A 12,117-nucleotide genomic window follows, 5' to 3' on the forward strand; every position below is an offset into this window, starting at 1 on the left:
AAGGCTCCGGTGTCAACGCACCGGAGCCTTTATGCTACACTGCGCACCTGAACTTTTCCCTGTGGTGTGCCCGTGGCTCAAAACTCCGTATTTCTTCCTGAACAATTCCTGGCGCAGATGCGCGAGGCGCTTCCTTCTCACCTGTCGTTAGACGATTTTATCGCCGCCTGCCAGCGTCCGTTACGCCGGAGTATTCGCGTCAATACGCTGAAAATCAGCGTCGAAGATTTTCTGGCGCTGGTCGCGCCCTACAGCTGGCAGCTTACGCCGGTACCGTGGTGCGCTGAGGGGTTCTGGATCGAGCGCGATGACGAAGACGCCGTGCCGCTGGGAAGCACCGCTGAACATCTGAGCGGCCTGTTCTATATCCAGGAAGCCAGCTCGATGCTGCCGGTGGCAGCCCTGTTCGCCGATGGCAATTCGCCTGAACGCGTAATGGATGTGGCCGCGGCGCCTGGCTCAAAAACCACGCAGATTGCCGCCCGTATGGGTAATCGGGGCGCGATCCTCGCCAACGAGTTTTCCGCCAGCCGCGTGAAGGTATTGCATGCCAACATCAGCCGCTGCGGTATTCATAATGTTGCCCTGACGCACTTCGACGGGCGCGTGTTTGGCGCCGCCTTGCCGGAAGCCTTCGACGCCATCCTGCTGGACGCCCCCTGCTCCGGCGAAGGGGTGGTGCGTAAAGATCCCGATGCGTTAAAGAACTGGTCCGTGGAAAGCAACCTTGAGATCGCCGCCACGCAGCGGGAGCTGATCGAGAGCGCATTCCATGCCCTGCGCCCTGGCGGCACGCTGGTCTATTCAACGTGCACCTTAAACCGCGATGAAAACGAAGACGTCTGCTTGTGGCTGAAAGCGCAATACCCGGATGCGGTCGAGTTCCTGCCGCTCGACGATCTGTTTGCCTCAGCACAGGAGGCGGCCACCCCTGAGGGTTTCCTTCATGTGTTCCCACAGATTTACGACTGCGAAGGCTTCTTTGTGGCGCGTCTGCGTAAAACACAGGCGGTTGCTCCCCTGCCCGCACCTAAATTCAAGGTCGGCAACTTCCCGTTTGCCCCCCTCAAAGGGCGCGATGCAGCACAGCTTATCGCCGCCGCCGAAAAAGTTGGCCTGGCCTGGGATGAGAGCCTGCACCTCTGGATGCGTGATAAAGAGGTATGGCTATTCCCGGCTGAGATAGAGCCGCTCATCGGAAAGGTCCGTTTTTCCCGAATCGGGGTCCGCCTGGCGGAAGTGCATAATAAAGGCTATCGCTGGCAGCATGAGGCCGTCATCGCCCTTGCCGGACGCGAGAATACCTTTGCCCTGACGCATCAGGAAGCCGAAGAGTGGTATCGTGGTCGCGATGTCTATCCGGACAGCACGCCAACAGGCGATGAAGTGATCGTGACGTATCAGGGATACCCGCTCGGGCTGGCAAAAAAAGTCGGTTCACGACTGAAAAACAGCTACCCGCGCGAGCTGGTTCGCGATGGACGGCTGTTTACCGGTAACGATCGCACGGCCTGAAAAAAAGCGCATTTTTTTACTGGCGATTTTGCTCTCCTTGTCTACGATCAAAAATGGGTGGCCGCACTGGTCATACCAGATTTTGACAACCGACCCGGAGAGCACTATGACGAAAACCAGCGTGCGTATTGGCGCTTTTGAAATCGACGACGCAGAGCTGCGCGGCGAAGCACAAGGCGATCGAACGTTAAGTATTCCCTGCAAATCCGACCCGGATTTGTGCATGCAGCTCGATGCATGGGATGCAGACACCAGCGTCCCGGCAATACTTGATGGCGAACACTCAGTCCTTTACCGTGAGCATTACGATAGTAAAACCGATGCCTGGGTCATGCGTCTTGCCTGACCTAAAGAGAACCCGCCCGAAGGCGGGTTATTTATTACAACAACTCGTTCCGGTACACATTGCTGCGATGAACACGTTTTTTCCCTGTCCTTTCCGTGAGTTACAGCCGCTTTTGCACGCTGTACTTCCGGCACTGCAACTTTTTGCCCCGACGCGCCTTTTTCGCCCGAACACCCTACCGCCCCGGTGAAGATCACCAGGCACAGTAACAGGCTCATCAGACGTGTCAGCTTTTTTGGCATGCAGCATCATAACCCATCTTTGCTGTAATGAGTTATGCCGTTTTGAGATTCTATTCAGGGAGTTAGCGGGATTATACGGGGACAGCCGGGATAAGGCCGGAGAGGCCTCTGCGGGCCTCAGCTCTGGCTGTATTGCCCGGCTATCTTGCGGGAGGTGTGAAGTACTCGCAGGATGCGCACACGAGCGCTTTCTGCCACATACACTACGATGAACGGGAAGTGCGGCACCACCAGTTTACGCTGCTTCTCTGAGCCTCCGGCTTTCACTCCGGCAAGCGGGTTTTCCGCAAGGATAGTGACCATACCCGCCAGACGGTCGTCAGCCGCGATAGCCACCATTGCCCCCGCCTCGCGGTTCAGGTACCGGAAGAGGTTTTCTCTGTCATGCTGTGCGCGTTTTTCCCACTCAACCCTGATGCTCACAGCTTACCCCGCATGGCCTGTTGTTTCAGCGCCTTCATTCGCTTTTCCATTTCATCGTTGCTGATGTACTCGCCTTCACCTGCATCATGGCGGCTGAACGCCTGGGCTATCTGTGTTTCCAGCCAGCCTTCATGCTCGCTGCTCTGATGGCGACGTTCTTCTGCGGCCAGCTCTTCGGCCCGCTGGCGCATCAGCTCTGTAAGGCTCATCTGCTGGCGCTCTGCGGCCTGCATCGCCAGGCGTTTGGTTTCTTCGTCGATTCGGAAGTGGATAGTGCTGCTCATCGCCATAACCTCACGTGGTGTCAGTTGTGTTGTCATTATGATGATTGTCCTCAAGGTTGTCATCCAGGATTCGTGCTTCCCGCTCTGCCGGATGGGTTGAGGCATGAACCGCCTGTAACGCCCGCACCGACACCTGCGTGTATATCTGCGTCGATTCCACGCTGACATGGCCCAGCATCGCCTGTATCCACCGCAGATCTGCGCCGTTTTCCAGCATCTGGGTCGCCATCGCGTGCCGGAACAGGTGACAGCTTCCCTGCGCAACCAGCCCGGAGGCTCTCATATGGTGGCTGACGATGTTAGTGATCCCGTTGGGCGTCAGCCCCTCCACACCATCAAGGGCCACGAACAGCGCCTTACAGTGCGGGTTAACCAGTAACTGTGGCCGGACGTGGTGCAGGTAACGCTGCACCCACCACAGCGCACGCTCGCCCACCGGCACCACCCTGTCCTGCTTTCCCTTGCCCTGAACGATGGTCAGGATGCGGCGGTTTGCATCCACGCTGAACACCTCAAGCCCTGCGGCTTCGCTGCGCCGTATGCCCGTTGACCACAGCACCTCCATCAGCGCACGGTCACGGATGCCGCCGGGCGTGCTCAGGTCAGGCAGCGCCAGCACCTGCTCCACCTCGTCCACGCTCAGGATATAGCGCGGCAGGCGTTTTTCCAGCCTCGGCAGCTCAAGGTCGGCCGCCGGGTTCGCCAGTATCAGGTTCTGCTGCGTCATCCAGCGGAACCACACCTGGATGGGCTGCACCGCCGTGCGCTGGGTCCGGGTGGTCAGCGGCTCGCCGTTGCGCTTGCGGTACTGGTACAGGTGGCGCTGGTAGCGTTCCAGCACCGGACGCGTCACCTCTGCCGGATGGTGCAGCCCGCGCTCTGCCGCCCACTGGACGAACCGGTAGCTGTGGTGCGTCTGCACCTTCAGCGTCGTCTCTGACCAGTTGCGCTCCCGCCGCCACGCCACGAACCGCAGCAGCAGCGCGTACAGGCTCTTCGGGTCTGAGGCCGGGCCGACAGGCTGACGGTACACGTCATCGACCGTCAGCAGACTGCCACGCCGTTTTCGGTTAGCCATGCGTTACCGCCGCTGCGAAGGCGCTGTTGTGGTGATTATCGCTGTGATGATGGGGGGCAGTAGTGTGATGCGGCGCTTGCGGGTTATCACTCTTTACTGCGTTTTCGTTCAGCCCGTCCGGTTGTGGCTCCGGGCCTTGCACCGTGAGGCCTGGAGCTGTCTGCTCTGTACCAGACAACGGGCAGACCTGACCCTGACCTGAACCAGACCTTACGCCATCAGAGGCAGACTTGCGCTCGCTGCCCTCTGTTTTTGAGGCCGCGTTTATCAGCTCGCCCACATCCGGCAGACCGCACAGGTGCGGGGCCTGTGTGTTGTCGCCGTCCCACAGCAGCTCGTAGTGCAGCAGGTGGCCCCGACTCCCGCCGTGCAGCAGCAGGTATTCCATTTCCACCAGGCGCACACAGTGGTTTTTAAGCTGGCTGTCGCTCCACCCGGTACTGGCCCGGATATCACGGCGGGTGAAGCGAACCTCGCCCGGCAGACACTGCTGACGACCCGCCATCTCCCTGACCATCGCCTGTATCAGCAACAGCAGTTTGCGCGTCTGTGGCGGCATTTCATCCAGCGTCCGGCCCAGCACCTCGTGCGCCAGCCGGGTTGCCAGCGCGATATCGGCTTTTGTCACCTCGGTATACTCGATGACCTGCCCGCGATGGGTCGCACGTTTCACCTCCCGCTGGTACTGGTGCAGCAGCGCCACCGCCTGTATCAGCGTCAGGTATTTCATATGGTCGCGCCGGGTGCGGGTTTTGTCGCTGAGGAACGTTAACTGGTGCGCATACGGGTTCACTACTTTCAGCGGCCGCAGCAGCCGCTGGGCGTTCTGATGCAGGGTCGTCAGGTACTGTTTCTCACTCTGCGCCAGCAGACCCTCCAGCGTCTGCCCGTGGCGCTGCATCGCGTGTATCGCCTGCGTCTGCTCCCGGCTCTCGTTCACCGTCAGCACCAGGCAGCGGTTCAGCAGCTCTTCGTCCACGTCGATGGCCGTGGTCGTCAGCATCAGCATCACCGGACCCTGAACGCTGTATTCCCGCGTCACCAGTTCGCCGCTCTGCTCGTTCTTCCCCGTGCTGGCGATGGTCAGCGACCCGTCTGACTGCAGCAGCTTCAGCGCATACGCCGCCTGCCGCACACCTTCTTCCTCGGCGATGGCCAGTATCTTGTGTTGCAGCGAGGTTTCACCCAGGTAGTACAGGCTCTGGCCCGTCATCGCGCTGTACTGCACCCGTTCTTCATCCGGCATCAGCCCCAGCACCGCATCCATCAGCGAAGACTTCCCCGCCGCCGACGAGGACTGGATAAGTACTGCCAGCGGTTTATCCAGCTTGCGCGATACCGCCGCAAGATACCCGGTCAGCAGATTGGTGGACTCACCCACCACACCGCAGGCCGCCAGGTCATCGGTGATACGCGCCGCAAGGTCCGGGGATTTCAGGAGTGCCAGCGCCGCCGCTTCATCGTCAGCGTTCATCGTGATGGCGGTCCTGTTGTCGGTGGCTTCAGACTGTCGCGCCTCGTCCTGTTTCTGCTCCAGCAACAGCAGCAGGCGGCCGCATTCGCGTTTGATAACCGATTGCTCACAGGCCAGCTCTGTTGCCGCCGTGCTGACGTAGTTCTGCCGGCTCCGGGCATGGTACATATCCAGGCTGTCCACATGGACCGCCCCGCTCAGGCTGTCGCGCACCTGCACGTTAACTTTCATCACCTCCGGCTGACGCTGTTTCTGCCAGCCCCGTACCCGCCACGCGCGCGGGCCGCAGGTCAGCAGCAGGTCGCCGGACGCGCTCACCTCGTGCGCCACCGTGTCTGTCGTGGCCGCTGACGGTGCGGGGGCTGAGACGGCTAAGGAAGGGCTGTTGTCCGGTATGCCCGCCGTTACTGACGAAGACGGGGATTCATGGCTGAACACCACGCCGGGGCCATTACCCGTTCCCAGCCACTTCGCCTGCTGCAGGGCCAGACCCAGCGCCGACTCCGGGCTGCCGCTTTTCAGCGCATATTCATTCGCATCCATCCCCGCCGGGAACGGCACCCGCCACGCCTCCAGCCCACATGCCAGCAGTTCAGTTGCCACACGCTCTGCGCCACGGTCGCCCGCCTCGTCACGGTCATACGCGATAAGCACCCGCTTCACGCCGTGGTAGCGCAGGGCCGTCAGGTGGTCGGGGGTGAAGCCGTTCACCCCGTAAGCCGTGGTGACGTTGCGCAGCCCGGCACACCAGAAGGTCATCGCGTCGATCAGGGATTCACACAGGATGATGTCTGAGGAACCCCGCATCGCCGCTTCGTTCCATACGCCACACAGCGGCGACGGCAGATACAGGTGACGCGAAGATCCTTTCTTGATCTGGTTATCGGCCATTGTTCGCCGTCCGTACACTTGCAGCATTCTGCCACGGTGCGCCACGATGGCAGATTCAGACCATCCCTCTACAGGCATTGTCACGCAGCCACGGAAGTGATCCTGTCGGGTCTGCTCACGCAACACACCCAGCGCGGCCAGACGTTCCCGCAGACGACGGCCCTCTTTGCTCGTCGTTGAAGGCAACAGCCCCGTATCGCCGCTGATACCGTGCGTACCCGCGAACCCCAGCCGGAAGTGACTCACCAGTTCGGGATGCGTCAGGCCACGGTGCGCCAGCCATGCCTGCGCTTCCGGGCTGTCCAGCAGATTGCGGTGATAGAAGTCCGTTACCTGACGCAACAGTGCCTGACCGTCCACGTCCAGATCGACGAGCAGCTGACGCGCTGGCGTCGCTTTTGGCTCCACAGACGGGACAGCTAAGGAAGAAGCGTTACCGTCAGTCCCCGCCAGCCGGGCTTTCAGGAACGCCACCGCCTCCCGAAGCCCCTGCCCGGTGGTGCTCATCTGCCAGTCGATAACCGAGCCTTTGGCCCCGCAGCCGAAGCAGTGGTACAGCCCCTTTGCCGGGGTGATCACGCAGGACGGCGTTTTCTCGTCATGGAACGGGCACAGGCAGACGTAGCTGTCTGCCCCATGTTTTTTCAGCTTATGGCCCTGCGACTGGGCCAGTGTGAGCAGCGAGACGTGGCGTTTCAGCTCATCCAGTTCATGCTTCGGGATCCGGGCCATAAGCGTACTCCTTGCAAAAATGCGTCAAGATTCTGTTGTGGTTTATTTTAGTATCCCATATGCTACCAATGTCAAGATGATTATTTTTAGGGGGATATGATGACTGCATTGTTTTCTTATTGGTTAAATTCAATGAGTGTTGCCGATCGTCTGATTCATCTCCGCAAGAGTAAGGGTCTGACTCAGCAGGCACTGGCGGATGCTATAGGCCTGCATGTCACACAGATAAAACGTTATGAGGCTGGAAGCTCCCAGCCTTCGCTGGATGCGATTAAGAAGATTGCACAGACCTTACGCGTCACCACTGATTCGTTGATATTCGAGTCTGATGAGCTGGCTCCGGATGCTGATTTGGCGTTACAGTTTCAGGCCATTTCGCATATGGCCCCGGAGCAGCAACAGGTTATCAAGCAGCTTCTGGAAGGAATGATCATCAAGTACGAAGCAGAACGCTGGTCTTCAAGAGTGAAGTGACCGACGGTTAAAAAAGGCCGTCACACAAGACAGTTAATAAAAAATAACCATGCGCGATCTGTGCATGGTTTGGGGTGCCTTTTTTTATTTTTAATACAGTAATAAAAACAATACTTTTAAACCTTCTGCATCAGTATGATCCTTCCGCTATTTATCCCTCCCCTGCTACATCTGATATCCAATAATAAAAACGACGAACACTGACAGATTTTAATCTGGCGGTGTGAAGCGTTGGACAACGAGCAACGCGAGGCGTCAGGTAATATGTCCAGCATAGCTTATTTACTTACCCGTTGCCCCCGAAATTTATTCGGCAGCTTCCCCTGTTACTTGCAGGTGTGATTAGCACCTTAAGGCACCATGTCGCATGAATTATATTTACACATGTCACACTTACACAAAATAATTTATTTTTGTAGGTGCTTGCTTTTATTTAAAATTTATTTACCTCGTGGAAGTGGTGATTCAGAAACGATTCACACAATTAAATATGGTGATTCACTAACGATTCACAGGCTCCAGAATGACGATTCACATATAACGTAAATGGCGATTCGAATCTGGATTCGAATCGCATTAAGTCACTGATTTAAATGAAGTGAATCACATGTGAATCTAGATTCGAATCGGATACGATTCATGTACGATTCGTAAGCGATTCATAAATTCATCCCAGGTTAAAAAATACCACTTTAAAAGTTTCATAAACCATTTTTTTTAATGACAAATCAGGCAAGATACAATCTTGCGACGGGTGTGGGGATTTTGAGGTGAGAAGCAGGCTATTGTGAAATAGCCTGCCGGGATGGGTTCAGGTATTACCGGGAGAAGGAAATTTTAATTATATTATTCTTTTCATTCACCTACAGGCAAACAGCCTCCAACGGTTCAATATAATGCCAGACATTATGCATAGTTCAGAACAACGAACCACGCATAATTTGCGTTATGTCTGGAACCCTACAGATGCCTGCAACTGTACTGTCTGCGTTATGTCAAAAGTCACTCAGAGTTAGGCGGTGTTTTCTTTGATTTATATCTGGCTATCAATTTAGAAAAAACAATCCCAACCCATGCAGTAAACCCGGTAATAGCACCAAAATAAAAAGCCCTTTTTATTTGATTGATTGGGAATAAAAAACCATCATTTTTGAGAGAAAAAAACAGAGATACAACCAAACCGACTCCAAGTAACGCTATTGTAAAAAACAGGCAGCAGTACAGAAGGAGAGTTAAATAATTCCACAAAATTCTCATTTATTCTCCTTTTTTTCAGGAGTTTGAGGATTATTGAGATCCTTGATAATTCCATTGGTAAACTCAGAGACAGCACCACCGCCAAGCTCATAAATAAAGCCCGGCACAGGGTCACTCCCTAAGATTTTCCCCACGGCTGTGGGGGCATACTTCCCAAATGCCCCACCCAGACCAGCACCAATACCAGCCCCGGCCAGTGACACTGTATTTGGACCATCAGTAAAGAATGCCCCCCCCATTGCGATACCTGTGTTCGCAAGGACACCACGACCGGGAGCCATCATGCCTGTTGTAAATGAGGTCGCGCTTCCCAGATAGTCCCACGACTTATTCGCATTCTGCGGCTGGTTTAAATCATAGACCTGATAACCACTATTGGCCACCAGTCCAAGAAGCCCGCCACCAAGAACTTTACCTGCTGACGCAGCAGGCCCCAGATACCATGCCCCGGCAATCATCACACCATCCTGGTAGCCATCCACGATCACTTTCGTGATATTGGTGCTGTCCGGCATATCTCCTTTCGCTATCTTATCCAGCCCGGCCTGCTTTTGTTCCGGTGTCAGATTATTGTCCACCGCGTACTTGTTCCATGATGTAGCCGCCGCAGCATTGCTTTCAAAACCATCACCAAAGCTGAGCGCGTTATTCTCAACAACAAAAATCATCTATCCGGCTCGTCAGATGTTTTTTTTCTGGCGTTGTACCAATCAATAATTTTGCTTAATAAAGCATACAGCCAGACAGCACAACTTGCGATTAAAGAAAAAACAACCCCTCTCTGAACCTCGGATAAAGGAAAGTTAAAGTATCCATTATTGTAATAAGATAATAGTGCTACCGCCGCTCTGAATAAAAAACCCATCACCATAAAAAAAACAAAGCAGTAGATAAACAAAACAAATGATTTCAATAAGTTACTTAGCATTTTTATCTCCTTTGTTTTCAGATGGCTTTAATGCATCTTTTATTGCACCGCCAGTAAACTCAGATATAAATGAACCACCAATGTCATAAGCAAATCCGGGAAGCTCTTTACCAATCTGTTTATCCACAATAACTGGCGCAAATTTCCCGAATGAACCACCGGCCAGCCCGCCGAGTGCAGCTCCGGCAAGTGACACTGTATTTGGACCATCAGTAAAGAATGCCCCCCCCATTGCGATACCTGTGTTCGCAAGGACACCACGACCGGGAGCCATCATGCCTGTTGTAAATGAGGTCGCGCTTCCCAGATAGTCCCACGACTTATTCGCATTCTGCGGCTGGTTTAAATCATAGACCTGATAACCACTATTGGCCGCCAGTCCAAGAAGCCCGCCACTAAGAACTTTACCTGCTGACGCAGCAGGCCCCAGATACCATGCACCGGCAATCATCACACCATCCTGGTAGCCATCCACGATCACTTTCGTGATATTGGTGCTGTCCGGCATATCACCTTTCGCTATCTTATCCAGCCCGGCCTGCTTTTGTTCCGGTGTCAGATTATTGTCCACCGCGTACTTGTTCCATGATGTAGCCGCCGCAGCATTGCTTTCAAAACCATCACCAAAGCTGAGCGAGTTATTCTCAACTGCAGCTGCGCCAGCGTAAAGTAACCGTCAAATACGGCGCCCGTATCAATGTAGTGAAGATTGTCAAAATCATACCTTCTGTCGACAGGCGTATGTCCGAACCAGAAATGATCCGCACCGCTGATGCCCTGCCCTTTGCCCACCATAAACCCCATCAACCGATCGCGGTCCCATAAAACGCGATGGGCACTGACCGGTTTTTGCCAGCAGTATTCCGCTGCCGGATAATCCGCATGGGCAATCACGTTCAGACCGTTCGCACAGGTTATCTCAATGATATGCGGTAAATCGCGACAGGCCTCGAGCAACGACAGCGCAAGCTGTTGCTGGTCGCGTTCAAGTTGCGCAAACCACATTCCGCCATTCATCATCCAGAGAGAAAAATCGTTATTATCCAGACCGTCGAGCGCCATTTGCTCATGGTTGCCCCGGACGGCACGAAACCATTTTTCATGAATTAACTGCAGGCATTTCACGCTATCAGGCCCACGATCGATCATATCCCCAACGGAAATAAGCAAATCCTCATACGGGTTAAAATGACGGCGTTTAAGCTCCTCCATAAGCCACTGATAACAGCCATGTATATCGCTGACAACCCAGACGTGACGCCACATCCCACCTTCAATTCGCTGATACATAGCCCCTCCTGTTAACAGTATAGCCGCCGCAGAAAATGCAACAGACGGGCGTGGTCCTCACGAAGTGAAACAAACGGTAAACCAAACAGAAATAAAGATCCTCGCGCTATTAATCCCTTTTTCCTGGCTCTTTAGAATAAAGGGAGAAAAAAAGAGGGGTCTTCACGTGTCTAATACGCACCTGCATAACGATGTTTTCTATCCGCATCGCACAAATATTATTTCCGAGCTGGTGAACGGCAAACGCGTCCCGGGACCGATCTGGCGCAAACGCGAATATCGCCTGAAGTTCCTGTTACGTTCGCTGGTGTTCTGGTCTTCTACCCATCGAATGCTGGAGGCGCTTTCTGGTCGCGATGATTTCGACAAACTGCTGGCCTCTCAAATTACATTGCCAAGCAAAACCCACCGGCAGTACCTGATGCGCGGTTTGACGGCTAACGATCGCGCCGACGCGATCGTTAGCCATTATTACTGGATTGATAGCCTGAAAGAGAGCTGCCTCGCCCAGGCCCTGACCAGCCCGCAGGAGCAACCCGTTGCGCAGTTCCATGCAAAAGACGGTGTTATCTATACGGTCAATGCGTCCTCTGCGGGGAAAGCCGAGCGTGAAGGTGAAAGCACGCTGTGGCTTCGCGACAACGAGGATACGCTGCTGGCCAGCCTGACCTTTAGCGTCGCACGCAGCAACGGTCAGCAAGTCATGGTCATTGGCGGGCTTCAGGGTCCCCGTCGCAGCGTAACGCGTGACGTGATTAAACAGGCCACCCGCGCCTGCCACGGCTTGTTCCCAAAGCGCGTGTTGATGGAAGTGCTTTTCCAGCTGGCTGCACAGTCCTCTGTCCGGGCGATTTTTGCCGTCAGCGATGAGGGCCACGTGTTCCGCGCGTTGCGCTATCGCCTCAGCAAAGGCCGCCATTTCCACGCCAGCTATGATGAATTCTGGGCATCTCTGGACGGTAAAAAACTCTCCGCTTTCTGCTGGCAGCTGCCGCTGCAAATGGCACGCAAATCCCTTGAAGAGATCGCCAGTAAAAAACGCGCTGAATACCGCCGTCGCTTTGAGCTGCTTGATGAAATCGAGGCATCGGTTCGGTCTCACTTTTAAGTCATAAATAACGACTGACAACGTAACTGCCCTGAAAGGGCTGTTACGTTCTTCAAATCTGAACACGTTATTATC

At 54.8% G+C, this 12,117-nt stretch carries 12 protein-coding genes and 1 pseudogene; 4 read left to right on the top strand and 9 right to left on the bottom strand.

What is annotated here, in order from left to right; all coding sequences use genetic code 11:
- The first annotated feature begins 72 nt into the window (after window positions 1–72).
- Both rsmF and KGP25_RS14200 read left to right on the top strand, forming a co-directional pair.
- Entirely contained in the window at window positions 73–1,515 is a 1,443-nt protein-coding gene (gene rsmF, locus KGP25_RS14195; RefSeq protein WP_223539162.1) for a 16S rRNA (cytosine(1407)-C(5))-methyltransferase RsmF, read from the top strand.
- Between the two features lie 106 nt (window positions 1,516–1,621).
- A complete protein-coding gene (locus KGP25_RS14200; protein WP_008500472.1) occupies window positions 1,622–1,861 on the top strand; it encodes a YebV family protein in 240 nt (79 codons plus the stop codon).
- 359 nt (window positions 1,862–2,220) lie between these two features.
- Here KGP25_RS14200 and KGP25_RS14205 read toward each other — a convergent pair whose 3' ends face one another.
- Genes KGP25_RS14205 through KGP25_RS14220 form a run of 4 tightly spaced genes read right to left on the bottom strand, consistent with a single transcriptional unit; the run spans window position 2,221 to window position 6,985 of the window.
- Window positions 2,221–2,526, bottom strand: a complete 306-nt coding sequence (locus tag KGP25_RS14205; protein WP_223539163.1) for a type II toxin-antitoxin system RelE/ParE family toxin — start codon at window positions 2,524–2,526, stop codon at window positions 2,221–2,223.
- A complete protein-coding gene (locus KGP25_RS14210) occupies window positions 2,523–2,810 on the bottom strand; it encodes a damage-inducible protein J (RefSeq protein ID WP_223540567.1) in 288 nt (95 codons plus the stop codon). The genes KGP25_RS14205 and KGP25_RS14210 overlap by 4 nt, the downstream gene beginning before the upstream one ends.
- Before the next feature lie 10 nt (window positions 2,811–2,820).
- On the bottom strand, window positions 2,821–3,888 hold the full coding sequence (gene xerC / locus KGP25_RS14215) for a site-specific tyrosine recombinase XerC (RefSeq protein ID WP_223539164.1): 1,068 nt from the start codon (window positions 3,886–3,888) through the stop codon (window positions 2,821–2,823).
- Window positions 3,881–6,985 (bottom strand): CHC2 zinc finger domain-containing protein, encoded by a 3,105-nt coding sequence (locus KGP25_RS14220; protein ID WP_223539165.1) that lies wholly within the window; start codon window positions 6,983–6,985, stop codon window positions 3,881–3,883. The genes xerC and KGP25_RS14220 overlap by 8 nt, the downstream gene beginning before the upstream one ends.
- Window positions 6,986–7,117: 132 nt before the next feature.
- On the opposite strand from KGP25_RS14220, the gene KGP25_RS14225 reads away from it, so the two are divergent.
- A complete protein-coding gene (locus KGP25_RS14225) occupies window positions 7,118–7,459 on the top strand; it encodes a helix-turn-helix transcriptional regulator (RefSeq protein WP_345790654.1) in 342 nt (113 codons plus the stop codon).
- Window positions 7,460–8,461: 1,002 nt separating this feature from the next.
- On the opposite strand, the gene KGP25_RS14230 is transcribed toward KGP25_RS14225, so the two are convergent.
- The 5 genes and pseudogenes from KGP25_RS14230 to pphA form a co-directional block, all read right to left on the bottom strand.
- Window positions 8,462–8,716 carry a hypothetical protein gene (locus KGP25_RS14230; protein WP_223539167.1) on the bottom strand — a complete coding sequence of 85 codons (255 nt, stop codon included), beginning with the start codon at window positions 8,714–8,716 and terminating at the stop codon, window positions 8,462–8,464.
- Window positions 8,713–9,384, bottom strand: coding sequence for an adhesin (locus tag KGP25_RS14235; RefSeq protein ID WP_223539168.1), 672 nt, complete (start codon window positions 9,382–9,384; stop codon window positions 8,713–8,715). Before KGP25_RS14235 ends, KGP25_RS14230 begins: the two co-directional genes overlap by 4 nt.
- Window positions 9,381–9,644, bottom strand: coding sequence for a hypothetical protein (locus KGP25_RS14240; protein WP_223539169.1), 264 nt, complete (start codon window positions 9,642–9,644; stop codon window positions 9,381–9,383). The genes KGP25_RS14235 and KGP25_RS14240 overlap by 4 nt, the downstream gene beginning before the upstream one ends.
- Complete coding sequence (locus KGP25_RS14245) at window positions 9,634–10,215, bottom strand: adhesin (protein WP_223539170.1); 582 nt, start codon at window positions 10,213–10,215, stop codon at window positions 9,634–9,636. The genes KGP25_RS14240 and KGP25_RS14245 overlap by 11 nt, the downstream gene beginning before the upstream one ends.
- Window positions 10,216–10,292: 77 nt before the next feature.
- A pseudogene (pphA, locus tag KGP25_RS14250) lies at window positions 10,293–10,934 on the bottom strand (protein-serine/threonine phosphatase); the annotation flags it as partial.
- A 166-nt stretch (window positions 10,935–11,100) separates the two neighbouring features.
- Between pphA and KGP25_RS14255 the strand changes: the two are divergent.
- Window positions 11,101–12,042: a VirK/YbjX family protein gene (locus KGP25_RS14255; RefSeq protein WP_223539172.1), complete on the top strand. Its 942-nt coding sequence runs from the start codon at window positions 11,101–11,103 to the stop codon at window positions 12,040–12,042.
- Window positions 12,043–12,117: the final 75 nt, after the last annotated feature.

Origin of the sequence: Enterobacter sp. JBIWA003, from assembly GCF_019968825.1 — a bacterium.
GTDB lineage: Bacteria > Pseudomonadota > Gammaproteobacteria > Enterobacterales > Enterobacteriaceae > Enterobacter > Enterobacter quasiroggenkampii.

Coding starts and splice junctions, on each gene's coding strand:
- KGP25_RS14200 (WP_008500472.1), top strand. CDS start 1,622: ATGACGAAAACCAGCGTGCGTATTGGCGCTTTTGAAATCGACGACGCA.
- KGP25_RS14210 (WP_223540567.1), bottom strand. CDS start 2,810: ATGAGCAGCACTATCCACTTCCGAATCGACGAAGAAACCAAACGCCTG.
- xerC (WP_223539164.1), bottom strand. CDS start 3,888: ATGGCTAACCGAAAACGGCGTGGCAGTCTGCTGACGGTCGATGACGTG.
- KGP25_RS14220 (WP_223539165.1), bottom strand. CDS start 6,985: ATGGCCCGGATCCCGAAGCATGAACTGGATGAGCTGAAACGCCACGTC.
- KGP25_RS14225 (WP_345790654.1), top strand. CDS start 7,118: ATGAGTGTTGCCGATCGTCTGATTCATCTCCGCAAGAGTAAGGGTCTG.
- KGP25_RS14230 (WP_223539167.1), bottom strand. CDS start 8,716: ATGAGAATTTTGTGGAATTATTTAACTCTCCTTCTGTACTGCTGCCTG.
- KGP25_RS14235 (WP_223539168.1), bottom strand. CDS start 9,384: ATGATTTTTGTTGTTGAGAATAACGCGCTCAGCTTTGGTGATGGTTTT.
- KGP25_RS14240 (WP_223539169.1), bottom strand. CDS start 9,644: ATGCTAAGTAACTTATTGAAATCATTTGTTTTGTTTATCTACTGCTTT.